Genomic DNA, 23,696 nt, shown 5'->3' with positions numbered 1-23,696 from the left:
GCCGGAGGTCCGCCGACGCTTTCCCGTGTGTTACATTTCGTCGTTAATTCGCAAAACTACCATACGCCACCCGCCGCAGCATGTCCGAGCGAAACGAATCCGCCGACCCGCACGAAACCAGGCAGGTCCGGCCTGCGAGCGGAAGCGCCCACATGGTGCTGCATCGGACGTCCCATGTAGTGCTGGCGCTCGCACTCGCCTTCTACTTTATCGCGGCGGGTCTGTTTCTCGGTTTGCGTTATGTCCTGCTGCCGCGCGTCGACTCGTTTCGCCCGCGCATCGAAGCCATCGTTTCCGAGAAGCTGCACGCACAGTTCACCATCGGCAAGCTGGCGCCGCACTGGAGCGGCTTTCAGCCAGGCCTCGACGTCACCGATATCGTCATCCGCGACCCGGAAGGCAAAGCGGCCCTAACCATTCCGCACGCCACCGCCGCGCTTTCGTGGAAGTCGCTCTGGCAGTTCCATCCCGCGCTTTCCAGCCTGATCGTCGATCAGCCGGACGTGCTGGTGTCGCGCAGCAGCGACGGCGTGATCTCGGTAGCGGGCGTGCCGGTGCCCACCCGGCACAGCGGCAACGACACCCTGTCCACATGGCTGTTGCGCCAGCAGGCGATCGTGGTGCGCGGCGGCGTGCTGCGCTGGCGAGATGCCGAGCATGACGCACCGGAACTCGCCCTGCGCGACATCCGGATCGCGATTCTCAACGAAGGCTACGATCACCGCCTCGCGTTGCAAGCGCCCGCAGACGGCCATGTCCTGCACGGACCGATCGACTTCCGTACGCATTTCAAACACGCCCGGCTCTCGGCGATCGGCAAGCCGGTCAATTGGGCGGGCCAGGTCTATATGTCGACCGGTCCGGTCGATCTGCCGACCCTCGCGCGCTACATCAACTTCCCGATCGAGATGTTCGCCGGCCGCATCGACAATGCGATCTGGGCCGACTTCGCCGATGGCCGCATGAAGTCGGCGAGCGGGCAACTGGCCGGCACGGATGTCTCGATGCGGGTCCGCCCGACCCAGCCCAAGCTGGTGGTACCGATCGCTAATTTCTCCTGGGGTCTCGACGTCAACCAGGGCGACTACACGCTGCAACTGAACCACTTGCACGCCGAACTCGGCCAGCCGCCGCTCGACGACGGTACGCCGCTCACCCGCACCCTCGCGCTAACCACGCTGCACGGCCGCTACCGGACCGCCTCGCTGCAGCATGGGCAACTCGTCAGCGTCAGCGGCGACCGCGTCGACCTGGGCATCCTCGCCGAATTCAGCCGCGCGTTGCCGTTGCCGCGCCCCCTGCTGAACAACCTGGTGCGCTTCAATCCACGCGGCATGGTGTCGAACTATGTGATCGAGGTCGAACGCGGCAAACCGGAATCGGGCGAAGCGGGCAGCGACCACCGGCCAAGCGGCGCCGAGCCGATCGAGCGCTATCGTTTCAAGGGCGATCTGCAGGGCATCAGCATCGCCGCGCAGGAACCGCCGCCGGGGCTCACCCCGCTGAATCACCCGCGCGCAGGCATTCCCGGCATCGAGAACCTGTGGGGCAGCGTCGATGCAGACGAAAACCACGGCACCGCGACGCTCAACACCTCCAACGTCGCGATCACGCTGCCGGGCGTGTTCGACGACCCGCGCCTGACACTCGACCGCCTGCATGGCCGGGCGGACTGGACCATCACGCCGAAGGCGCCGGGCGAAAATCACCCCGCCTTCACCGTCAAGCTGGCCGACTTCGGTATCTCGAACGCGGACGCCGACGCCACTGCCACCGTCGATTACAGCAACCCAGGCCATGGGCGCGGCTCGCTCGACCTGAAGGCCGACTTCCAGCGCGCGCAGGTCACGCGCATCGTCCGCTATCTGCCGACCAGCATCAGCGAAAAGCTGCGGATCTACCTGGGCCATGGGCTGCAAGCCGGCGTCTCGCGCGGCGCGACGATCGAAATCCACGGCGATCTGACCAAATTCCCTTACTCGCGCGCCCCGGAGGCCGGGGTCTTCCATATCGTCGCGCCGTTCAAGGGCGGCAAGTTCGACCCTTCGCCGTACCCGCCGCGCAAGATGAAGAACGGTACGCCGAACGTGTGGCCGCCGCTGGATGGCATCGACGGCGTGTTCGAACTCAAAGAGAACCTGCTGCGCTTCGATATCGACCGCGCCCATTACAAGCGGGTCGCTTTGAACAAGGTGAACGGCAAGATCGACGATCTCGGCACCAAGGCTTCGGACCTCACCATCACGGGCAACGGCCGTGGGCCGCTTGCCGACATGCTCGACTACGTCAACGAAAGCTCGCTCGGCATCATGTCCAAACATGCGACCGAGAAAGTGCGCGCCGAAGGGCCCGCAGCGCTGGCGCTCAAGCTGACCGTGCCGCGCACGCCGAAACCGCACATCGCTGTGGAAGGCGCAGTGGGCTTCCAGAACAACCGTTTGACGGTCGATAACGTGCCGCCGTTGTCGCAACTGAACGGCAAGGTGCGTTTTACCGAACATACGGCGCAGGTCGACCGGCTCTCGGGCCAGTTCCTCGGCGGCGATGTCCACGCGAACGGCGGCCTGAAACAGGACGGCACGTACGCACTCGACCTCGGCGGCCATATCGCCGTCGATGCCGCGCGCGGCCTGAACCTGCACGGTCCGGCCGCGCAGGTGCTGACGCGCATGAGCGGCAGCGCGCCCTACGCGCTTAACGTGCACGGCGCCAAGGGGCGCTTGCCGGAAGTCACGGCGAACTCCGATCTGACCGGGCTCGCGCTCGACTTCCCCGCGCCGTTCAACAAGCCAGTCGGCACGCCGATGCCGCTGCACTTCGCTGTCAGCCCGTTCACCAGCGCAAGCGAAGCCGATCTGGAACGGGCCGACCTCACCTTCGGCCCGATCGCCGCCACCTACCTGCTGCGTTACCAGCCGAAAACGCCGCCGACGGTCGTGAGTGGCGCGATCGGCGTCAACAAGCCCGCCGACTTGCCGTCCGAAGGCGTGATCGCCGCCGTCGACGTCGAGGCGTTCGACGCCGATGCCTGGCGCGCGCTCGTCACGCAGATGCGCAACAAGGACGCACCGACTCCCGCGCCCGCCGCCGCACCGGCCACGCCGAATCCGACCGTTGCGCAGTTCCTGCCGAGCCGCTTCGCGGTGCACGTCGGCACGCTGACACTGCTCAAGCGGCACTGGGACAGCGTGATCGTCGGCGCGTCGCATGCGGACGGCAAATGGCAGGCCAACATCGCGTCGAACCAGGTGTCGGGCCACGTTTCCTGGCTGCCGGGCGCGAATAAGGAATCGCCGGGCACGTTGCAGGCGCGCTTTGCCCGTGTGGTCATCCCCTCGGCCACGGATAAGGACCTGCTCGGCCAGGCCATTTCGGCGCCAGCGCAGAACATGCCGTCGATCGATCTGGTGGTCAATGAGTTGATCGTGCGCGATCGCGATATCGGCCGGCTCGAAGTCGACGCACACAACTTCGAAGAAGACGGTGTGCCGGTCTGGCAGCTCGACAAGCTGGACATCACCAACCCCGCCGCCACGCTGACCGCGACCGCGAACTGGCGCACGTCGACGGGTCTCGGCAACACCGCCGACGAAGCGACGCCGCGCCGTACCGTGTTCGATTTCAAACTCGACATCAAGGACGCCGGCGGGCTGCTGGAGCGCTTCGGCCAGCCGCACACGCTCAAGGCCGGCAACGGCACGCTGTCGGGCAAGGTGGTGTGGCGCGGCGGCCCGACGACCATCGACTATCCAACGCTCAACGGCAATCTCGCCGTCGATCTGCGCCATGGGCAGATTCTCAAGGTCGACCCGGGCGTCGCGAAACTGCTGGGCGTACTCAGCCTGCAAAGCCTCGCACGCTTCGCCACGCTCAATTTCCGCGACGTCATCGGCGAAGGGTTGCCGTTCGAGCGCGTCACCGGCACGGGCGAGATTCACAATGGTATTGGCCGCACCGAGAACTTCGAGATGGTGACGGCGCCGGCGCGCGCCGAAATGAAGGGCTCGGTGGATCTGGCGCAGGAAACCCAGGATCTGCACGTGCAGATTGTGCCGACCGTCAGCGCCGGCGCCGCCGTGATCGCCGCGACCGTGATCAATCCGCTGCTCGGGCTGGGCGCGCTGGTGGCCGATCTGGCGTTCAGCAAATCGGTGTCCACGGCGTTTGCACGCGAGTACGCGATCACCGGTCCGTGGTCGAAACCGCACATCGAGCGGGTGAAGGGCGATCGCGGTAAGATGGACGCTCCGGCTTCGACCGTGGAAGCGCACTGAGCCCGATCCTGTGTTTGATCAGAAGAGCGCCGTGCCGCCCCGCAGTCCCCAGCCAGCCTTGAACGACGTATGCGGCGCCTACGGTTCGCGCCGCGGCCTTGCCGGGAGTTTTTCGAAACGCTCATGAGCGAAACACACGTCTCTTCATCCTCGTCCACCGCTTCGTCCACTGCCTCGCCCGGCGCGGCGTCCAGCGGATCTTCCGAAAGCGCGTTCCGCGTGGCCGCGCTGCAAATGGTGAGCACGCCGGATCGCGAACGCAACCTGGCCGAAGCGGAGCGCCTGATCGCGGAAGCCGCCGCCGACGGCGCGCAACTCGTCCTGCTGCCCGAGTACTTCTGCTTCATGGGCTTCAAGGACACGGACAAACTCGCCGTGCGCGAGCCCTACCAGGACGGCCCGATCCAGCGCTTTCTCGCCGACGCCGCGCGCCGCCACAAGGTCTGGGTGATCGGCGGCACCTTGCCGTTGATGTCGCAGGAACCGGCGCGCGTGCTGAACACCACGCTGGTGTTCGACCCGCAAGGCAACGAGGCCGCGCGCTACGACAAAATCCATCTGTTCAATTTCGAAAAGGGCGAAGAATCGTTCGACGAGGCACGCACCATCTGCCCCGGCGGCGAAGTCCGCACCTTCGAGGCGCCGTTCGGCCGGGTCGGCCTGTCGGTCTGCTACGATTTGCGCTTTCCGGAGCTGTACCGGCGCATGGGCGACTGCGCGCTGATCGTGGTGCCGTCGGCGTTCACCTATACCACCGGCCGCGCGCATTGGGAGATGCTGCTGCGCGCCCGGGCGGTCGAAAACCAGTGTTACGTGCTGGCCGCCGCGCAAGGCGGCAAACATGAAAACGGCCGCCGGACATGGGGCCACAGCATGCTGATCGACCCGTGGGGCGAAATCGTCGCGGTGCGCGACGAAGGCGCCGGCGTGGTGAGCGGCAATCTCGAGCGTGCGCGCATCGACGAAGTGCGGCAGAGCCTGCCCGCCTGGCGTCACCGCGTGCTGAGCTGCTGACGTATTACCTGACATTGAAAGTGCGGCGCCCGTCACTCATATAGTGATGCAAGCGCTAACCGAATCCTTCGTATCGAGCAGAACATACTTCGCATGAACATCATCGAACCCGGTATCCGTAATCTCGCCACCGCCAAGGACATCCTCCTGACGCCCTACGGTCTCGACGAATCCCTGCTCACCCGCACGCTCGCCGAAATCTTCACGCACAAGATCGATTACGCCGACCTGTACTTCCAGTACACGCGCAGCGAAGCATGGAGTCTCGAAGAAGGCATCGTGAAGTCGGGCAGCTTCAGCATCGACCAGGGTGTCGGCGTGCGCGCCGTGGCGGGCGATCGCACTGCCTTCGCGTATTCGGACGATCTGTCGCCCGAAGCAATTCGTCAGGCGGCGCTCGCCACCCGTTCGATTGCCAAGGCGGGCGGCGGCAAGCAGAAGATCAAGGTGGCCTCGTCGCTGACCGGCATCGCCGGGCGCGATCTGTACTTGCCGTCCGATCCGCTGCACTCGCTCGATGCGACCGCCAAGGTCAAGCTGCTCGAGCGTATCGAACAGATGGCGCGCGGCCGCGATCCGCGCATCCAGCAAGTGATGGCAGGCCTCGCCGGTGAATACGACGTGGTTCTGGTCGCGCGCAGCGACGGCGGCTTTGCGGCCGATATCCGTCCGCTCGTGCGCGTGTCGGTCACGGTGATCGCCGAGCAGAACGGCCGCCGCGAAATCGGCAGCGGCGGCGGCGGTGGCCGCTTCGACTACGGCTATTTCACCGACGAAGTGCTGTCGGGTTATGTCGACGACGCCGTGCATGCGGCGCTCGTGAACCTCGACGCCCGCCCGGCTCCGGCCGGCGCGATGACGGTCGTGCTCGGACCGGGCTGGCCCGGCGTGCTGCTGCACGAAGCGATCGGCCACGGCCTCGAAGGCGACTTCAACCGCAAGGGATCGTCGGCGTTTGCGGGTCGAATCGGCGAGCAGGTTGCGGCCAAGGGCGTGACCGTGGTCGACGACGGCACGCTGCCGAACCGCCGCGGCTCGCTGAACATCGACGACGAAGGCAATCCGACCCAGTGCACGACGCTGATCGAAGACGGCATCCTGAAGGGCTACATCCAGGACACGCTGAATGCACGCCTGATGAAGATGCCGGTTACGGGTAACGCTCGTCGCGAATCGTATGCTGCGCTGCCGATGCCGCGCATGACCAACACGTACATGCTCAACGGCGACAAAGACCCGCAGGAAATCATCGCGTCCGTGAAGAACGGTTTGTACGCGGTGAACTTCGGCGGCGGCCAGGTCGACATCACCAACGGCAAGTTCGTGTTCTCGGCCTCCGAGGCGTACATGATCGAAAACGGCAAAGTCACCTACCCGGTCAAGGGCGCGACGCTGATCGGCAGCGGCCCTGAATCGCTCAAATTCGTCAGCATGATCGGCAACGACATGAAGCTCGATTCGGGCGTCGGCGTGTGCGGCAAGGAAGGCCAGAGCGTGCCGGTGGGCGTCGGTCAGCCGACGCTGCGTATCGACAAGATGACGGTCGGCGGTACGGCCTGATTTTGATGTAGACGCATACTTCGTGCATACAATGCTCGAAGTATGCGGATTTACCGCATTTTTACACCCTGCAGCTTGCCAGCCGAGCTTGCACGGGTTATAAAGGCACTCACCCTTTTTGACCAGCGACCCAATTTCGCCATGTCCGCCAAGTTTTACTTTTACTTTTTTTGGCATCTCAGACCGCTGGCGGATCGAGAGGGGTGTTAGTGCACGCAAGACACCCAGAATTCACGAAAACCGCCAGCTAGCCTGGCGGTTTTTTTTCGCCTCACGCCTTTGAAACTTTTGCCGTTGAAATCTTTTTGATTGTTGTTCGCCCTGGCAGCGCTGCCAGATTGCCGTCTGATCGCAGCCTTCATTGCCCGCGCGAACACGCTACGACCGATTCAGGAGAACAAACATGCCCCCGCACAACACCGACGATGTCCGCATCCGCGAATTGAAAGAACTCACGCCGCCCGCTCACCTGATCCGCGAATTCGCTTGCGATGAAACGGTGTCCGACGTGATCTACAACTCGCGCAACGCAATGCATCGCATCCTGCACGGCATGGAAGACCGTCTGATCGTCATCATCGGGCCGTGCTCGATCCACGATACGAAGGCGGCGATGGAATACGCCGGGCGTCTCGTCGAACAGCGCAAACGCTTCGCCGGCGAACTCGAAATCGTGATGCGGGTGTACTTCGAAAAGCCGCGTACGACGGTGGGCTGGAAGGGTCTCATCAACGACCCGCATATGGACAACAGCTTCAAGATCAACGACGGCCTGCGCACCGCGCGCGAACTGCTGCTGCGTATCAATGAGCTCGGCCTGCCGGCCGGCACCGAATACCTCGACATGATCAGCCCGCAGTACATCGCCGATCTGATCTCGTGGGGCGCAATCGGCGCGCGCACGACCGAATCGCAAGTGCACCGTGAGCTGGCTTCGGGACTGTCGTGCCCGGTCGGTTTCAAGAACGGCACGGACGGCAACGTCAAGATCGCCGTGGACGCGATCAAGGCCGCCTCGCAGCCGCACCATTTCCTGTCGGTCACCAAGGGCGGCCACTCGGCAATCGTCTCGACCGCCGGCAATGAGGATTGCCACATCATCCTGCGCGGCGGCAAGACGCCGAACTACGACGCGGACAGCGTCAATGCGGCATGCGCCGACATCGGCAAGGCGGGTCTCGCGGCACGTCTGATGATCGACGCGAGCCACGCGAACAGCTCGAAGAAGCACGAGAACCAGATTCCGGTGTGCGCGGACATCGGCCGTCAGATTGCTTCGGGTGACGAACGGATTGTCGGCGTGATGGTGGAATCGCATCTGATCGCAGGCCGTCAGGATCTGCAGGAAGGCTGCGCGCTGACCTACGGCCAGAGCATCACCGATGCCTGCATCGGCTGGGACGAAAGCGTCGCCGTGCTGGAAGGTCTCGCCGAAGCCGTCAAGCAACGGCGTGTGACGCGCGGCAGCGGCAACTAAAAAGTCTCTGCGCGACTCTGCGCGATCGCTGTAGTTGATTCATCGAAAACCCGGCTCATGCAGCCGGGTTTTTTGTTAGCCGAACGGACGAATGGTGCTCCGTGCGCCGCCTCTGTACCGTAACAACTCGTTGCCGGGTCGGATACGACTTGACCAGGCTGGGTGTTGCGTATAAGATTTTGTACATGAAAGGCGGCTATGGAGCACGAAAAAGAAATTCGCTGGATGGGTTCCAGCTATCACGATTTACTCGCCTTTCCTGAAGAGCCACGTCGGCGGGCCGGATTTCAGCTTGGCAAGATTCAGGCAGGTCTCGACCCAGACGACTGGAAGCCGTTTGACTCGATCGGCGCTGGAACACGCGAGATTCGCATCAAGGAGGCAGACGGTATTTACCGCGTGATGTATGTCACCAAGTTCGTGGAAGCGCTGTATGTGCTGCATTGCTTCCAGAAGAAGACGCAGAAGCTACCGCCGCAGGATAGAAAGATTGCCGAGATGCGGTACCGCGCCATCATCAATGATAGGAAAACTTAACAAATGACGATCGACACAAAAATCCGTCACGTAACAAAACCCGGCGCAAACCTGTTTCTCGAACTCGGTTTTTCCGCCGAAGAAGCGAAGCGCCTTCACGCCGCTTCGCAGAAACAGATCAACGACACGCGGCTGCTCAAGGAACAGCTGATGACCGAGCTGTCCAGCTGGATCGAACAGCATCATCTGAAGCAGGCAGAGGCGGCCGAGATTCTGATGGTGTCGCGTCCGCGCGTGTCAGACGTGGTCAACAAGAAGACCACCAAGTTCACTATCGATACGCTGGTCGAAATGATGAGCCGGATCGGCAAGCCGGTCACACTGGCTGTTGGGTAAGGTGGATGGCGCGGCGCCCTAGCGTGCTTTCGCACGTCGCTTGCCGCGCGCCCTTGTTTTACTGCACCGCGCCTGAACCGAACACTTCGGTGTGAATCCGCGCCGCATCCACACCGAGCGAGGCCAACGCCTCGCATTGCGCGCGCATGAACGGCACCGGTCCGCAGATGTAGTAATCCGCATCGGGAACGATCACCTTGTCGGCGATTTTCATGAGGTCGAGGCGGCCCTCGAAGTCGTAGTCGATAGCAGCGCGGTCGCAGGCTTCAATGGCTTCGTAGAACACCGCACGCGTGACGTTGGGATGCGCTGCGACCGTATCGTTCAGCCACTGCCGGAACGCGTGCACGCGGCCATTGCGGCAGGCATGCACGAAGGTCACACTGCGCTCACTCTGGTCGGCAAGCAACGTAGACAGCATCGAGGTCATTGGGGTCACGCCCACGCCGCCGCTCATCAGCACCACGGGTGTCCTCTTCTTGCGATCCAGCGTGAAGTCGCCCGCTGGTGCGCTGACATGCACCACCGCGCCCACTTCCACACCGTCGTGCAGGAGGTTCGATACGTGGCCGGGTGCCATATCTTCCCGACCGGCTTCGCGCTTTACCGAGATACGCAGCCAGTTGCCGTTCGGCGCATCCGACAAGCTGTACTGCCGCGGCTGATCGACGCCGAGTTCATCCACGAAACGCTTCACGCTCAGATATTGGCCAGGCTCGAAACCGCAGGCCGGTGAGCCATCGGCGGGCGTCAGATAGAACGACGTGATTTCATCGCTCTCCACTTCCTTGCGTGCAACCTTGAAGGGCCGGAAGCCGCTCCACGCCGCACCTTCGTAAAGCTTGGCCTCTGTGCCGATAAAAATATCCGCGAGCTGCCCGTAAGCGACTTCCCACGCGCCGAGCGTCTCCTGATCGACTGCATCGCCGAGCACATCAACGATTGCGCCTAACAGGTGGCGTCCCACGATCGGATACTGTTCCGGCCGGATATTCAGACTCACGTGCTTATGCGCGATGCGTGAGACGGTGGGACCAAGGGCGCCGAGGTTATCGATATTGGCGGCATATGCGTATACCGCCTTCGCCAGCGTCTCCGGCTGATTGCCGCTCTTCTGGTGAGTCTGGTTGAACACGTTCTTCAACTCAGGATGGTGCGCGAACATGCGCTTGTAGAAGCGTTTGGTGATGGTCGTGCCGTGCACGGCAAGCACGGGAACGGTGGCTTTGACGCGGGCGATCTGGTCGGCGGTGAGTGCGGTCATAACGACTTCTCCTTAAAGATACATTTACAATACATCTTTAAGGAGAAGCTTTGCCCGGACAGATTGTCACAGGAGCTTAAAGGGACTGAAGCGCCGTGTTAGCCGACGCTACGATCGTGCTGCCACAGCACGTCGCTGCCGCCGTCCGCGCGATTGAGCACCCGCGCGAGCACGAACAGCAGATCGGACAGCCGGTTCACATACTGACGCGGCGCCTCATTGACCGCCTCGCTTTCACCGAGCGCGACGATCGACCGTTCGGCGCGCCGGCACACCGTGCGGCACACGTGCGCAAGTGCGGCTGCGCGCGAGCCGCCGGGCAGAATGAATTCCTTCAATGGCGGCAGGGTGGCGTTGTAATCGGCCAGCCAGTCGTCGAGCTGGCCGAGATGCGTGTCGGTAATCATTGTGTGGCCGGGAATGCAGAGCTCGCCGCCAAGATCGAACAGGTCGTGCTGAATCGCAACCAGCGCCGCCCGCACCGTGTCGGGCAGCGTTTCGCACAGCAACACGCCGAGATTTGAATTGAGTTCATCGACGTCGCCGATTGCGGCAATGCGCGCGCTGTCTTTGCGCACGCGCCGGCCATCGCCGAGACCGGTGCTGCCGTCGTCGCCCGTACGGGTGGCGATTTTGCTCAAGCGGTTGCCCATGATGTCTCCCATGCATTCATTCAGTAACGATGCGTCTGCGCGGCGGCGGTGAATCCATCCGGCGAACCTGGTAAGCAAGCCACCGGGTTATCCATATTGCGCGCATCGTGAGGTCGCCGCCATTATAGGAGCGGCAGCCGTCCCCGACGCCGGCCCGCGGGTGATCGGCGTAAAATGAAGCACAAGCTGTAGAACAGCTCCGCCCCAATATCAGGAGACATGCGTGAATCATCCCGTGCCGCCGGCCCCGCTACGCCGGCCGTTTCCCGCCGAGTTACTGACTGCCCTCAAAGCCGTTTTCGGCGAACGCGTGTCCACCGCCGAAGCCGTGCGCACCCACCATGGCCGCGACGAATCGCCGTTCGATCCCCAACTGCCCGACGCCGTCGTCTTCGCGCGCAATACGGAAGACGTGCAAACCATCGTCAAGCTGTGCGGCCAGTACAACGTACCGATCATCCCCTACGGCAACGGTTCGTCGCTCGAAGGACATCTGCTGGCAGTGCAAGGCGGCGTGTCGATCGACCTGTCGGAAATGAACCGGGTGTTGTCGATCAACGCTGAAGACCTGACCGTCACCGTCGAACCCGGTATTTCGCGCAAGCAGTTGAACGAAGCACTGCGCGACACCGGCCTGTTTTTCCCGATCGACCCGGGTGCTGACGCGAGCATCGGCGGCATGTCGGCCACGCGCGCCTCGGGCACCAACGCCGTGCGCTACGGCACGATGCGCGAAAACGTACTCGGACTGACGGTGGTTCTCGCCGACGGCCGCGTGATCAAGACCGGCACGCGTGCGCGCAAATCGTCGGCGGGTTACGACCTCACGCGTCTGTTTGTCGGCTCGGAAGGCACGCTCGGCGTGATTACCGAAATCACCGTTCGGCTGTATCCGCAACCGGAAGCGGTCTCGGCGGCGGTCTGCACGTTCCCGTCGATGGGCGATGCGGTGCGCGCGGTCATCGAAACGATTCAGATGGGCGTGCCGATTGCACGTGTCGAGTTCGTCGACTCGCTCGCGATCCGCTCGATCAATCGCCATTCGAACCTCACGTTGCGCGAGGCGCCTACGCTGTTCTTCGAATTCCACGGCACCGAAGCCGGTGTGAAAGAACAAGCCGAACTGGTGCAGGAGCTCGCCGCGCAGAATGCCGGCGAAGGCTTCGAATGGGCAACCCGGCCGGAAGACCGCAGCCGCCTGTGGAACGCGCGCCACAACGCCTATTTCGCGATGCTGCAACTGAAGCCCGGCTGCCGCGCCGTCACGACAGATGTCTGCGTGCCGATCTCGCGCCTCGCGGAATGCGTGATGGAAACCGAGCAGGATCTGAAGACATCGCCGCTGCCCTGCCCGATCGTCGGCCATGTCGGCGACGGCAACTTCCACGTCGCGATCCTGATCGATCCGAACAAGCCAGAAGAGCTTGTCGAGGCCGAGCGCCTGAACCATCTCATCGTGCAACGCGCGCTGCGCATGGACGGCACCTGCACGGGCGAGCACGGTGTCGGCCTGCACAAGATGAACTTCCTGCTCGAAGAACACGGCGAAGTCGCGGTCGACACGATGCGCTCCATCAAGCACGCACTCGATCCGCATAATCTGATGAACCCGGGCAAGATCTTTTCCTGGGCGGCTTGACGCTTCATCAGCACTCAGCTCAGTTGCATCGGCGGCAGCGGCAACGCCTGCTGCCGCACAACCAGGCTTGACCGGGCACGCAGCGTGAAAGACACCAGGAGACAAGTCATATGAACGCACCCGTCGAACTGACGGCCGAAGTTCTCGCCCAGCGCCAGCGCGAAGTCGTGCAGGCGCTGATGGCCGTGCTGCCGAACCACTGTCTGCTGTATCGCGAAGAAGACACCGTTGCCTACGAGTGCGACGGCCTCGCCGCGTACAGGCGTCTGCCGCTCGCGGTCGCCTTGCCCGAGACGGAATCGCAGGTCCAGCGCATCGTGCAGATCTGCCACCGGCTCGACGTGCCGATCGTGCCGCGCGGCGCGGGCACCGGTTTGTCCGGCGGGGCGATGCCGATCCGGCACGGCGTGGTGGTGTCGCTCGCGCGCTTCCGCAAGATCGTCGAAGTCGACTCCTATGCCCGGACCGCGACCGTGCAACCGGGGGTGCGCAATCTGTCGATCTCCGAAGCCGCCGCGCCCTACGGGCTCTACTACGCGCCCGATCCGTCGTCGCAGATCGCCTGCACGATCGGCGGCAACGTCTCCGAGAATTCGGGCGGCGTGCACTGCCTCAAGTACGGTCTTACCGTGCATAACGTGCTGCGTGTTCGCGCCGTGACGATGGAAGGCGACATCGTCGAATTCGGCTCGCTCGGGCCTGACGCACCCGGGCTCGATCTGCTCGCGGTGCTGATCGGCAGCGAAGGCATGTTCGCGATCGTCACCGAAGTCACTGTCAAGCTGATCCCGAAGCCGCAAACGGCGCAGGTCATCATGGCCAGTTTCGACGACGTCGTGAAAGGCGGCAACGCGGTCGCCGGCATCATTGCCGCAGGCATCATTCCGGCCGGTTTGGAGATGATGGACAAACCGGCTACCCGCGCGGTCGAAGAATTCGTCAACGCGGGCTACGACCTCGACGCGGCGGCGATCCTGCTGTGCGAATCGGACGGCACGGCTGAAGAGGTCGCCGACGAAATCGTGCGCATGACCGCGGTGCTGCGCGAACAGGGTGCAACCCGCATCCAGATTTCGCGCTCGGAGAATGAACGGCTGCGCTTCTGGTCCGGGCGCAAGAACGCCTTTCCCGCGGCAGGCCGCATTTCGCCCGACTACTACTGCATGGACGGCACCGTGCCGCGCCGCAGTATCGGACCGCTGCTGGCGCGCATCGAGGTCATGGAGAAGAAATACGGCCTGCGCTGCATCAACGTGTTCCATGCCGGCGACGGCAACATGCATCCGCTGATCCTGTTCAACGGCAACGATATGGACGAGTGGCACCGGGCCGAAGCCTTCGGTTCCGACATTCTCGAAACCTGCGTGGAGCTGGGCGGCACCGTAACCGGCGAGCACGGCGTGGGCATCGAGAAAATCAATTCGATGTGCGTGCAGTTCTCGCCCGAAGAGCGCGACGCATTCCACGCGGTCAAACGCGCCTTCGACGCGCCGGGCTTGCTCAATCCCGACAAGGGCATTCCCACCCGCGCGCGTTGCGCCGAGTACGGCAAGATGCATGTGCGCGGCGGCTTGCTGCCGCACCCGGACCTGCCGCGGTTTTAAGACGGCTGACGACGCTGCCGGCCCAAGACGGGCTCGCAGCGTTGCATGGCGCAGCCGCCGCCCGGCTCCGTGCCGCCCGTCCACATATCGGGCCCCCCGCCCACGACCAGCCAGCCTCCCCGCACGCCCGTTCCCCACCGGCACGTCCACAAGTCCCAAGCCCCAAGCGCTTCCCCGCTCCCACCCTGATTACCCGATGCGGGTCCGCTCCGGGTTGCCAGCGCGCCGCCGCCCGGTACAATCAATCGAAACACAACGAAGCAGGACACCATGGAAGAGGACGACATCGTCGCCGTTTGGTCTGAACGCGTGCGTTCAGCCAGCGCCGAAGGGCGCACACTGCGCATCCGTGGCGGCGGCACCAAAGACTGGTACGGTCAGACGCTGGAAGGTGACATCCTCGACACGCGCGCTTATCGCGGCATCATCGCCTACGACCCGGCCGAACTGGTCATCACGGCGCGCGCGGGCACGCCCCTGCTGGAGATCGAGGCCGCGCTCGCCGAGCACCATCAGATGCTCGCCTTCGAGCCGCCCCACTTCGGGCCACAGGCCACCTTCGGCGGCTGCATCGCGGCGGGCATCGCCGGTCCACGCCGCCCGTCGGCCGGTGCGGCGCGCGACTTCGTGCTGGGTGCGGTCATCATGAACGGCCAGGGCCAGGTCCTGCATTTTGGCGGCCAGGTGGTGAAGAACGTCGCCGGATACGACGTCTCCCGCTTGATGGCGGGTTCGCTGGGCACCCTTGGGCTGATCCTCGAACTGTCGGTCAAGGTCCTGCCGCTACCGCAGGCCGAAACCACGCTCAAATTCGACATGAACGGCACCGATGCGGTCCGCAAGCTCAACGAATGGGGCGGTCGCCCACTGCCGATCACGGCGAGCGCATGGCGTCACGGCACGCTGGCCGTGCGGATGGCCGGCGCGGAAGCCGCGGTCAAAGCGGCGCGCACGGCGCTCGGCGGCGAAGTCGTCGATGCCGTCGAAGCGGAGCGCTTCTGGGCCGGCCTGCGCGAACAGACCGACTCGTTCTTTGCGGCCATCCCGCCGAAGGCCGCGCTCTGGCGCCTCGCGCTGCCGTCGATCACCGAGCCGATGCAATTGCCCGGCGCGCAACTGATGGAATGGGGCGGCGGCCAGCGCTGGTGGATCACCGACACCGACGCGCAAACCGTGCGTATCAGCGCCAAACAGGCCGGCGGCCACGCCACCATCTTTCGTAGCGGCTATGGCTACGACCGCAACGCCGGAGTCTTCACACCGCTGCCCGCACCGCTGATGAAAATTCATCGCGGCCTGAAAACCGCCTTCGACCCGGCCCGCATCTTCAATCGCGGCCGCCTCTACCCCGACTTCTGAGCGACGCGATGCAAACCAACCTCGCGGACTTCATTCGCAATACACCCGATGGCGACGAAGCCGACGCCATCCTGCGCAATTGCGTGCACTGCGGCTTCTGCACCGCGACCTGCCCGACCTATCAGATACTCGGCGACGAACTCGACGGCCCACGCGGCCGGATCTATCTGATCAAGCAGATGGTGGAAGGCGCGGCGGTCACGCGCAGCACCCAGGTTCACCTGGACCGCTGCCTCACTTGCCGCAACTGCGAGACGACCTGCCCTTCCGGCGTGCAATACGGCAGGCTGGTCGAGATCGGTCGCAAGATCACCGAGGAAAAGGTCACGCGCCCGTTCGGCCAGCGGATGGTGCGCCGGCTGCTCGCGAGCTTCGTGCCGAACAGCGCGCTGTTCACGCCGACCATGCGAATCGGTCAGCATATCCGCCCGCTCCTGCCGAAGAAACTGCGCGACAAGGTGCCCGCGCGCCAGCGTCCGCTCGAATGGCCGACCGCGAAACATCCGCGCAAGATGCTGATGCTCGCGGGCTGCGTGCAACCGTCGATGATGCCGAACGTCAACGTCGCGACGGCACGGGTGCTCGATGCGCTCGGCGTGGAAACCTTGATCGCGCCCGAAGCAGGCTGTTGCGGTGCGATCCGTCTGCACCTGGGCTACAACGACGAAGCGCTCGACGACCTGCGCGCCAACATCGACGCGTGGTGGCCTTATATCGAACAAGGTGTGGAAGCGATCGTAATGAACGCGTCCGGCTGCGGCGCAACGGTCAAGGAATACGGGCATCTGCTGCGCAACGACCCTGCGTATGCGGAGAAAGCGCGCCGCGTGACCGAGCTGACGCGCGACGTCGCGGAAATCCTGCCGGAGTTCGAAGAAGCGCTCGTCGCCGTGACGCGCCGCCGGGCGATCCATACGGTGGCGTTCCATCCGCCATGCACGTTGCAGCATGGTCAGCAGGTGCGCGGCAAGGTCGAACATTTGCTGACGGCGCTCGGCGTGGAAGTGCGCCTGCCCGCCGACAATCATCTCTGCTGCGGTTCGGCCGGGACCTATTCGCTGACCCAGCCCAAGCTCTCGTACGCGCTGCGCGACCAGAAGCTCGAGCGGCTGCAGGCGCAGGAGCCGCAGGTGATCGTGTCGGCCAACGTCGGCTGCATTGCGCATCTGCAAAGCGGCACGTCCACGCCGGTCGCTCATTGGATCGAACTGGTGGAGCATATGCTGTCCGCCTGAGGCGAGCGATTTTGACGGGAAGCGCGGCACGTGGCTTGCGATACATCACCGCAAGTGCGTCCGCCTATCCGACAGCGGCATAAAGCGGCACGAGATGGCGGCGTCCGTATAATTCGATCATCGCCTTTCGCCAGACTTCCGGTTCCGCTCCATGCCCGATCTGATTCACAACCTCGAAGCGGTGCAGCAGCGCATCGCCCTCGCCGCGCAGGTAGCCGGACGCGACCCGCGTTCGATCACCCTTCTCGCGGTCTCGAAGACGTTTCCCGCCGAAGACGTACGCGCCGCCTACGCAGCCGGCCAACGGGCGTTCGGTGAGAACTACGTGCAGGAATCCATCACCAAGATCGAAGCGCTGGCCGATCTGCGGGCCGCGCTCGAATGGCATTTCATCGGACCCTTGCAATCGAACAAGACGCGCCCGGTTGCTGAGAATTTCGACTGGGTGCATTCGGTCGACCGCCTGAAGATCGCACAGCGGCTCTCGGAGCAGCGCCCGGACAACCTGCCGCCCTTGAACGTCTGCCTGCAGGTCAACATTAGCGGCGAAGCGTCGAAAAGCGGTGCGAGCATTCCCGAGGCCGTCGAAGTCGCACAGGCAATCGCTGCACTGCCAAAGCTGAATCTGCGCGGCCTGATGGCGATTCCGGAGCCGGCCGGCAGCATCGAAGAACAGCGCGTGCCGCACCGGCAACTGCGTGAACTGTTCGAGCGTCTGCGTAACGACGGCCTCGAACTCGATACGCTCTCGATGGGCATGTCGAGCGACCTCGAAGCCGCCGTGCTGGAAGGCGCGACGATCGTGCGCGTCGGCACGGCGATCTTCGGCGCGCGCGATTACTCTCACTGACCGTTTCAGACCTTCCCTTCTCGACACCTCTCCGCACTTCTTTCGGAACATCATGAAAATTGCTTTTATCGGCGGTGGCAATATGGCCGCCGCGTTGATCGGCGGTCTCATCAAGCGCGGCGTCGCGCCCACTGACCTGTACGCAATCGACCCCAACGAAGACGCGCGCAAACGCAATGAGCAGCAATTCGGCGTCAAGACCGGCGCCGCCGCGGACGCCGCGCTCGCGTCGTACGACGCCGTCGTGCTGGCGGTGAAGCCGCAGATCCTGAAGAGTGTCGCCGAGGCACTAGCGCCGCATCTGACAGCGTCGCAACTGGCGATCAGCATCGTCGCGGGCATTCGCATGGATGACATGTCGCGCTGGCTGAACGGCCACGCGCGCATCGTGCGCGTGATGCCAAATACGCCGGCGCTGATTGGCATGGGCGTCACGGGCCTGGTTGCGACCGGCAGCGTCGACGAAGCCGGCCGCGCGCTCGCCTCGCAGGTGCTGGGCGCAGTTGGCGAAACCGTCTGGTTCGACGACGAAGCGAAGATCGACGCCGTCACCGCGATTTCGGGCAGCGGTCCTGCTTATGTGTTTTATTTCATCGAGGCGCTGCAGGAAGCCGCGCGCCAGCTCGGTATGGATGAAGCGCAAGGTCGCGCGCTGGCGGTCGCGACGTTCACCGGTGCCGCGCAATTGGCCGCGAACTCGGACGAGCCGCCGAGCCTGTTGCGCGAACGGGTGACGTCGAAGGGCGGCACCACGGCGGCCGCGCTGGCCTCGTTCGACGCGAGCGGGATCAAGGATGCGATCGTCCGCGGCGCGCTTGCCGCCAATGCGCGCGCCAAGGAAATGGGCGACGAGTTCGGCAAGCTGTAAGGGCGATCAGCTGGCAATTGCCAGCACGACGGCAGGAAAGTAGAAAGTACGCCCAAGGACGCTGCGCCTCGAACTCATCCGAGGCGGCGTCCGCGGCGGAACAGAAGCGCGCAAGAATTAAAACGAAGCCGCCGCGTAGTGCGCTGCGATACCGACAAACAACGCGCCGCCCAGCCAGTTGTTATGACGGAACGCCGCGAAGCACGCCATGCGCTCGCGATTGCGGATCAGCGTGTAGTGATAGATTGCGCAGCCCACCGCCGCCGCCCATCCCAGCCAATACAACACACCGAAGCTGAGCATGACGCCGATGCCGACGTAAATCCCCAGCGTCGCCGCATAGCACAGCATGATCGCCGCCACGTCGAAGCGGCCGAAGGTGAGCGCCGACGTGCGGATACCGATCTTGATGTCGTCGTCGCGATCGACCATCGCGTATTCGGTGTCGTACGCAACCGACCAGAACACGTTGGCCAGCAGCATGACCCAGGCGAGCATCGGCACGTGATCCTGAATTGCGGCGAACGCCATCGGAATGCCGAAGCCGAACGCGATGCCGAGATACGCCTGCGGAATCGCAAAGAAGCGCTTCGTGAACGGATACGACCCCGCGACGAACAGCGCCGCCACCGACAATTCCTTGGTCAACGTATTCAGCGGCAGAATCAGTAGAAAGGCCAGCAGCGACAAGCCGGCCGCCAACGCCACCGCTTCCCATGCCTTGATCTTGCCCGATGTGATCGGCCGGTTTTCCGTGCGCTTCACGTAGCGGTCGAAGTCGCGATCCGCGTAATCGTTGATCGCGCAACCCGCCGAGCGCATCAGCACGGTACCCACCGTGAAAATCACCAGCAGCGGCCACGACGGATGACCGTCGGAGGCAATCCACAGCGCATTGAGCGTCGGCCACAGCAGCAGCAGGCTGCCGATCGGCTTGTCCATGCGCACGAGGCGCAGATACAGGGGAAGTCGGGCGAACATGGGCGGATTCGGTGAAGTGCAGACGGTGCCGCTATTTTACGGGATGCGGACGGCAGGCGGCCTTCAGGCGGGCGAAGCTGACTCTCAGGGTGCCAGAACCGGGGCCGCAACCGTAGCCGGGCCTCGAGCTACAGCTGAATGCAGATCGGGCACCGCAAAAAACAAAGCCTCCCGCAAAGGGAGGCTTTGTTTGTTTTGCTACTCAACTCAACTTAACGCTAAAGCATTTAAGCCAACATCGAGCGCAGCATCCACGCGGTCTTTTCGTGCGTTTGCATGCGTTGCGTCAGCAGGTCGGCGGTCGGCTCGTCGTTGGCGGCTTCCGTCGACGGGAAAATCGCGCGTGCAGTACGCACCACGGCTTCCTGACCTTCCACCAACTGGCGAATCATTTCTTCCGCTGCCGGCACGCCGTCCGCTTCCGGAATCGACGACAGCTTCGCGAATTCCTTGTAGCTGCCCGGCGCATGCACACCCAGTGCGCGGATGCGTTCAGCGATCGAATCGACCGCAAGCGCCAGCTCGTTGTACTGCGTTTCGAACATCAGATGCAGCGTGTTGAACATCGGACCCGTCACGTTCCAGTGGAAGTTGTGGGTCTTCAGATAAAGCGTGTAGGTGTCGGCGAGCAATCGCGACAGACCTTCTGCGATCTTCTTGCGATCCTTGTCGTTGATTCCGATATTGACGTGCTGTACAGCTTCTTTCTTGGCCATGATGACTCCTTTGAAGAGTGATACGAACCGGTAGGTAGAGTGACGGCGTGCGGCTAGCAAACCCGGCACGTCGAACGCCCGCCAGTTTAGCTTAGAAAGCCGCTGCGTTCGTGTGACGCGTGGTCGCTTGCCGCACCCGCGGCCTCGCGTTCAATCACGCACCCAATGCATGTTGCACGGCTTGCGCAACGATCACCACGAGTCCGCTCGAGAAGATCGCGAATCCGACTGCCTTGCGCAGCATCGATGCGTAGTGCCGTTGCTTGCCGCGAGCGGCCGGCGAGCCGCCAATGGTGGACATCATCATCTGGATCATGATCGTGCTTCCTCGATTCGTATCAATACTGGCGGGGCGCCGATGCGCCCCGCCCTGCTGCATCAACTCACTTCAACTGCTTACTTCTTGCCGCCTTCGGCAAGTTCGGCCAGCGCGGCGATCACACCTTCCGCATAGGCCGGATCGGCGCGACGGAAATGCTCGATCTGACACGCGACGATCTCTTTCGGCACACCGTTGATATGGCGTGCGATGTTGCCGAACAGACGCTGACGCTGTGCCGCGTCGAAGAGCGCAAACAGCATGCCCGGCTGCGTGTAGTAGTCATCGTCCTCGCGATGCTCGTAACGATCGACCGTCCCCGCTGCGAGCGGCGGCTCCGCCGCGTTGGTGTCCTGCGCGAAGTCGCCGAAGCGATTCGGCTCGTAGTTCACGTTGCCGCCGAGGTTGCCGTCCGTGCGCATCGCACCGTCGCGATGGAACGAATGGTGGACTGGGCAGCGCGGCGCATTCACCGGAATCTGATGGTGATTGATACCGAGGCGATAGCGCTGCGTGTCGCCATACGAGAACAAACGGCCTTGCAACAGACGGTCCGGCGAGAAGCCGATACCCGGCACCACGTTGGCGGGCGTGAACGCGGCCTGCTCCACATCCGCGAAATAGTTCGCCGCGTTGCGATTCAACTCGATCGTGCCGACGTCGATCAACGGGTAGTCCTTTTGCGACCACACCTTCGTGATGTCGAACGGATTGAAGCGGTACTTCGCGGCCTCCGCTTCCGGCATCACCTGAATGGCAAAGCGCCATTTCGGGAAGTTGCCTGCGTCGATGCTCGTGAGCAGATCCTGTTGCGCGCTTTCACGGTTCTGTGCGACCACTTGCGCCGCTTCGGCATCGGTAAAGTTCTCAATGCCTTGCATCGACTTGAAGTGGAACTTCACCCAGAAACGCTCGTTGTTGGCGTTGATGAACGAGTACGTGTGCGAGCCGAAGCCATGCATCTGGCGGAAGTTGTGCGGAATGCCGCGATCGCTCATCAGGATGGTGACCTGATGCAACGACTCCGGATGACGCGACCAGAAATCCCATGCCGCGATATTGCTGCGCATGTTGGTGTACGGGTCGCGCTTTTGCGTGTGGATGAAGTCCGGAAACTTCAGCGGATCGCGGATGAAGAACACCGGCGTGTTGTTGCCGACCACGTCCCAGTTGCCTTCTTCCGTGTAGAACTTGATCGAGAAACCGCGCACGTCGCGTTCCGCGTCGGCGGCGCCGCGTTCGCCCGCCACCGTCGAGAAGCGCATGAAGAGCGGCGTGTCCTTGCCGACCTCGGCGAACACTTTCGCCTTCGTGAAACGCGAGATGTCATGCGTGACTTTCAGCGTGCCGAATGCGCCCGAACCTTTGGCGTGAACGCGGCGTTCCGGAATCACTTCGCGATCGAAGTGAGCGAGTTTTTCGAGCAGCCAGACGTCTTGCAGGACGACCGGACCGCGCGCGCCGGCGGTCATCGAATTCTGGTTGTCGGCGATGGGTGCGCCGGCTGCATTGGTGAGCTTACGTTCGGACATGCGGTACTCCTGAGTGGCTTTGATCGGAAACGGAATGCGGGGAGAGGTGCGGCGCGCTGATGCCTACGGCTTATGCGGATAGGGCCCGATCGACCAGCAATGACAATGCAACCGTGCCCATACCGCGCACCGACGCGGCGAAGGTGCCAGTGCTGCCGGTGGTCATGCGGACGGGTTGGGCGAGGACAGTTGGGACTTGCTGCGAGTTCGGCTGCGTCATGATTTCCTCCGGGTCTGATGGGATCGGGCGATCCATGGAGGAAACTATAACAATGCTATCGAATTAACGTGTTTGATTAATTATATCTATTCGATAGGGAGTGCGGTTGTCGGCGCCTTGGGTATCGCCGGACCGGCTGCACAGAGCGTGCGGCGGACCGGCGTGGGCGCGAGCGTAGCCGTTCAGTTGACGGCGACAGGCAGATCGAGTTTTTTTACACCCGTCAGATCGCAGGCGTTGATGGCGTCGCAGATGGCGTCGATAGCCGGTGTCCGCGTGAAGCTCTTACGCCAGGCAAGCACCACACGGCGATCCGGCACCGGTTCGTCGAAGGCGACGTAGCTGAGCAGGCCGGCGTCGATACCACCAGCGTGCGGCTTGACCTCCTGAACCGACATGCGCGGCAACACGGTAATGCCGACGCCGCTCGCCACCATATGACGGATGGTTTCCAGCGACGAACCTTCGAAGGTCTTCTGGATGCCGTCCGCGTTCTGCGAGAAGCGCATCAGTTCCGGGCAGACGCCCAGCACATGGTCGCGGAAGCAGTGGCCGCTGCCGAGCAGCAGCATGGTTTCCTGCTTCAGATCCTCGGCGTCGATCTTCGCGCGGTTTTCCCACGCGTGACCAGACGGCAGTGCGACGACAAACGGCTCGTCATAGAGCGGGCGTTGCATGAGACCCGTTTCCGGGAACGGCAGCGCCATGATCGCGACGTCGATTTCACCCTGCTTGAGCAGTTCGATCAGCTTGACCGTGTAATTTTCCTGCAGCATCAGCGGCATCTGCGGGACGCGCTTGATCATCTGTTTGACGAGCGTAGGCAGCAGATACGGCCCGATCGTATAGATGACGCCGAGGCGCAGCGGCCCGACCAGCGGGTCTTTGCCCTGTTTCGCGATCTCTTTGATGGCGAGCGTTTGTTCGAGGACGCGCTGTGCTTGCGTGACAATCTGTTCGCCGATCGGCGTGACACTGACTTCGCTGGTGCCGCGTTCGAAGATCTGTACGTTGAGCTCGTCTTCGAGCTTTTTGATGGCCACCGACAGGGTCGGCTGGCTAACGAAACACGCTTCGGCGGCCCGGCCGAAGTGCCGTTCGCGGGCAACCGCGACGATGTATTTCAATTCGGTGAGCGTCATTGGGGGACCAATCAGTGCGATGAGTTCGATAGGTTCTAGTTATACACCTATAGGGTCGGTTCGCCAACCTTTTGGTCCTTTGCCGGCTTGGCTGACGAGCGTATCTGCCGTCAAGG

20 protein-coding genes are annotated in these 23,696 nt (G+C 63.1%); 12 read left to right on the top strand and 8 right to left on the bottom strand.

The features are described 5' to 3' along the window. Positions 1-80: 80 nt before the first annotated feature. From BM438_RS36060 to BM438_RS36030, 6 genes are all read left to right on the top strand, one after another. Positions 81-4,274: a YhdP family protein gene (locus tag BM438_RS36060; RefSeq protein WP_093644637.1), complete on the top strand. Its 4,194-nt coding sequence runs from the start codon at positions 81-83 to the stop codon at positions 4,272-4,274. 123 nt (positions 4,275-4,397) lie between these two features. Next, positions 4,398-5,288 (top strand): carbon-nitrogen hydrolase family protein, encoded by an 891-nt coding sequence (locus BM438_RS36055; protein WP_208620742.1) that lies wholly within the window; start codon positions 4,398-4,400, stop codon positions 5,286-5,288. 93 nt (positions 5,289-5,381) lie between these two features. Next, on the top strand, positions 5,382-6,848 hold the full coding sequence (tldD, locus tag BM438_RS36050) for a metalloprotease TldD (RefSeq protein ID WP_054037784.1): 1,467 nt from the start codon (positions 5,382-5,384) through the stop codon (positions 6,846-6,848). A gap of 403 nt (positions 6,849-7,251) precedes the next feature. After that, positions 7,252-8,325 (top strand): 3-deoxy-7-phosphoheptulonate synthase AroG, encoded by a 1,074-nt coding sequence (gene aroG / locus BM438_RS36040; RefSeq protein ID WP_093644635.1) that lies wholly within the window; start codon positions 7,252-7,254, stop codon positions 8,323-8,325. A gap of 198 nt (positions 8,326-8,523) precedes the next feature. Next, complete coding sequence (locus BM438_RS36035) at positions 8,524-8,862, top strand: type II toxin-antitoxin system RelE/ParE family toxin (protein WP_054037780.1); 339 nt, start codon at positions 8,524-8,526, stop codon at positions 8,860-8,862. A gap of 3 nt (positions 8,863-8,865) precedes the next feature. Next, positions 8,866-9,198: a helix-turn-helix domain-containing protein gene (locus tag BM438_RS36030; RefSeq protein ID WP_063494819.1), complete on the top strand. Its 333-nt coding sequence runs from the start codon at positions 8,866-8,868 to the stop codon at positions 9,196-9,198. A gap of 58 nt (positions 9,199-9,256) precedes the next feature. Here BM438_RS36030 and hmpA read toward each other — a convergent pair whose 3' ends face one another. Together hmpA and BM438_RS36020 are read right to left on the bottom strand one after the other, a co-directional pair. Beyond that, the gene (hmpA, locus tag BM438_RS36025) at positions 9,257-10,462 is read right to left on the bottom strand and encodes an NO-inducible flavohemoprotein (protein ID WP_093644633.1); all 1,206 of its coding nucleotides are present in this window, start codon (positions 10,460-10,462) and stop codon (positions 9,257-9,259) included. Between the two features lie 98 nt (positions 10,463-10,560). After that, a complete protein-coding gene (locus BM438_RS36020) occupies positions 10,561-11,115 on the bottom strand; it encodes a cob(I)yrinic acid a,c-diamide adenosyltransferase (RefSeq protein WP_093644725.1) in 555 nt (184 codons plus the stop codon). A gap of 223 nt (positions 11,116-11,338) precedes the next feature. On the opposite strand from BM438_RS36020, the gene BM438_RS36015 reads away from it, so the two are divergent. The 6 genes from BM438_RS36015 (at position 11,339) to proC (ending at position 18,670) form a co-directional block, all read left to right on the top strand. Next, positions 11,339-12,754, top strand: a complete 1,416-nt coding sequence (locus tag BM438_RS36015) for an FAD-linked oxidase C-terminal domain-containing protein (protein WP_093644631.1) — start codon at positions 11,339-11,341, stop codon at positions 12,752-12,754. A 110-nt stretch (positions 12,755-12,864) separates the two neighbouring features. Then, complete coding sequence (locus BM438_RS36010) at positions 12,865-14,358, top strand: FAD-linked oxidase C-terminal domain-containing protein (RefSeq protein ID WP_093644629.1); 1,494 nt, start codon at positions 12,865-12,867, stop codon at positions 14,356-14,358. Between the two features lie 270 nt (positions 14,359-14,628). Further along, positions 14,629-15,717, top strand: a complete 1,089-nt coding sequence (gene glcE, locus BM438_RS36005; RefSeq protein WP_093644627.1) for a glycolate oxidase subunit GlcE — start codon at positions 14,629-14,631, stop codon at positions 15,715-15,717. A gap of 8 nt (positions 15,718-15,725) precedes the next feature. Then, a complete protein-coding gene (glcF, locus tag BM438_RS36000) occupies positions 15,726-16,952 on the top strand; it encodes a glycolate oxidase subunit GlcF (RefSeq protein WP_093644625.1) in 1,227 nt (408 codons plus the stop codon). Between the two features lie 151 nt (positions 16,953-17,103). Continuing rightward, the gene (locus tag BM438_RS35995; protein WP_093644623.1) at positions 17,104-17,802 is read left to right on the top strand and encodes a YggS family pyridoxal phosphate-dependent enzyme; all 699 of its coding nucleotides are present in this window, start codon (positions 17,104-17,106) and stop codon (positions 17,800-17,802) included. Between the two features lie 52 nt (positions 17,803-17,854). Then, the gene (gene proC, locus BM438_RS35990; protein ID WP_093644621.1) at positions 17,855-18,670 is read left to right on the top strand and encodes a pyrroline-5-carboxylate reductase; all 816 of its coding nucleotides are present in this window, start codon (positions 17,855-17,857) and stop codon (positions 18,668-18,670) included. Between the two features lie 117 nt (positions 18,671-18,787). Here proC and ubiA read toward each other — a convergent pair whose 3' ends face one another. The 6 genes from ubiA to BM438_RS35970 form a co-directional block, all read right to left on the bottom strand. Next, positions 18,788-19,651, bottom strand: a complete 864-nt coding sequence (ubiA, locus tag BM438_RS35985; protein ID WP_093644619.1) for a 4-hydroxybenzoate octaprenyltransferase — start codon at positions 19,649-19,651, stop codon at positions 18,788-18,790. 227 nt (positions 19,652-19,878) lie between these two features. Next, positions 19,879-20,367, bottom strand: coding sequence for a Dps family protein (locus tag BM438_RS35980; protein WP_093644617.1), 489 nt, complete (start codon positions 20,365-20,367; stop codon positions 19,879-19,881). A 154-nt stretch (positions 20,368-20,521) separates the two neighbouring features. After that, entirely contained in the window at positions 20,522-20,683 is a 162-nt protein-coding gene (locus tag BM438_RS45730; protein ID WP_166618337.1) for a hypothetical protein, read from the bottom strand. 80 nt (positions 20,684-20,763) lie between these two features. Beyond that, positions 20,764-22,218 carry a catalase gene (locus BM438_RS35975; RefSeq protein WP_093644615.1) on the bottom strand — a complete coding sequence of 485 codons (1,455 nt, stop codon included), beginning with the start codon at positions 22,216-22,218 and terminating at the stop codon, positions 20,764-20,766. Positions 22,219-22,288: 70 nt separating this feature from the next. Further along, positions 22,289-22,438, bottom strand: coding sequence for a hypothetical protein (locus tag BM438_RS45725; protein ID WP_167378513.1), 150 nt, complete (start codon positions 22,436-22,438; stop codon positions 22,289-22,291). A 182-nt stretch (positions 22,439-22,620) separates the two neighbouring features. After that, positions 22,621-23,580 (bottom strand): hydrogen peroxide-inducible genes activator, encoded by a 960-nt coding sequence (locus tag BM438_RS35970; RefSeq protein WP_054037761.1) that lies wholly within the window; start codon positions 23,578-23,580, stop codon positions 22,621-22,623. Between the last annotated feature and the right edge of the window lie 116 nt (positions 23,581-23,696).

It is taken from the genome of Paraburkholderia aspalathi, from assembly GCF_900116445.1.
In the GTDB taxonomy this organism is placed as follows: Bacteria; Pseudomonadota; Gammaproteobacteria; order Burkholderiales; family Burkholderiaceae; genus Paraburkholderia; species Paraburkholderia aspalathi.
The sequence above is the reverse complement of the archived record's forward strand: the minus strand, read 5'-3'. Positions and strand labels throughout refer to the sequence as shown.

What these genes read in the sequence shown, in the direction of transcription:
- BM438_RS36060 (WP_093644637.1), top strand. Translation starts at nt 81, where the DNA reads ATGTCCGAGCGAAACGAATCCGCCGACCCGCACGAAACCAGGCAGGTC.
- BM438_RS36010 (WP_093644629.1), top strand. Translation starts at nt 12,865, where the DNA reads ATGAACGCACCCGTCGAACTGACGGCCGAAGTTCTCGCCCAGCGCCAG.
- ubiA (WP_093644619.1), bottom strand. Translation starts at nt 19,651, where the DNA reads ATGTTCGCCCGACTTCCCCTGTATCTGCGCCTCGTGCGCATGGACAAG.
- BM438_RS35970 (WP_054037761.1), bottom strand. Translation starts at nt 23,580, where the DNA reads ATGACGCTCACCGAATTGAAATACATCGTCGCGGTTGCCCGCGAACGG.
- BM438_RS36055 (WP_208620742.1), top strand. Translation starts at nt 4,398, where the DNA reads ATGAGCGAAACACACGTCTCTTCATCCTCGTCCACCGCTTCGTCCACT.
- tldD (WP_054037784.1), top strand. Translation starts at nt 5,382, where the DNA reads ATGAACATCATCGAACCCGGTATCCGTAATCTCGCCACCGCCAAGGAC.
- BM438_RS36020 (WP_093644725.1), bottom strand. Translation starts at nt 11,115, where the DNA reads ATGGGCAACCGCTTGAGCAAAATCGCCACCCGTACGGGCGACGACGGC.
- BM438_RS35980 (WP_093644617.1), bottom strand. Translation starts at nt 20,367, where the DNA reads ATGGCCAAGAAAGAAGCTGTACAGCACGTCAATATCGGAATCAACGAC.
- glcE (WP_093644627.1), top strand. Translation starts at nt 14,629, where the DNA reads ATGGAAGAGGACGACATCGTCGCCGTTTGGTCTGAACGCGTGCGTTCA.
- glcF (WP_093644625.1), top strand. Translation starts at nt 15,726, where the DNA reads ATGCAAACCAACCTCGCGGACTTCATTCGCAATACACCCGATGGCGAC.
- BM438_RS45725 (WP_167378513.1), bottom strand. Translation starts at nt 22,438, where the DNA reads ATGACGCAGCCGAACTCGCAGCAAGTCCCAACTGTCCTCGCCCAACCC.
- BM438_RS35975 (WP_093644615.1), bottom strand. Translation starts at nt 22,218, where the DNA reads ATGTCCGAACGTAAGCTCACCAATGCAGCCGGCGCACCCATCGCCGAC.
- aroG (WP_093644635.1), top strand. Translation starts at nt 7,252, where the DNA reads ATGCCCCCGCACAACACCGACGATGTCCGCATCCGCGAATTGAAAGAA.
- hmpA (WP_093644633.1), bottom strand. Translation starts at nt 10,462, where the DNA reads ATGACCGCACTCACCGCCGACCAGATCGCCCGCGTCAAAGCCACCGTT.
- BM438_RS36030 (WP_063494819.1), top strand. Translation starts at nt 8,866, where the DNA reads ATGACGATCGACACAAAAATCCGTCACGTAACAAAACCCGGCGCAAAC.
- BM438_RS36035 (WP_054037780.1), top strand. Translation starts at nt 8,524, where the DNA reads ATGGAGCACGAAAAAGAAATTCGCTGGATGGGTTCCAGCTATCACGAT.
- proC (WP_093644621.1), top strand. Translation starts at nt 17,855, where the DNA reads ATGAAAATTGCTTTTATCGGCGGTGGCAATATGGCCGCCGCGTTGATC.
- BM438_RS35995 (WP_093644623.1), top strand. Translation starts at nt 17,104, where the DNA reads ATGCCCGATCTGATTCACAACCTCGAAGCGGTGCAGCAGCGCATCGCC.
- BM438_RS45730 (WP_166618337.1), bottom strand. Translation starts at nt 20,683, where the DNA reads ATGATCCAGATGATGATGTCCACCATTGGCGGCTCGCCGGCCGCTCGC.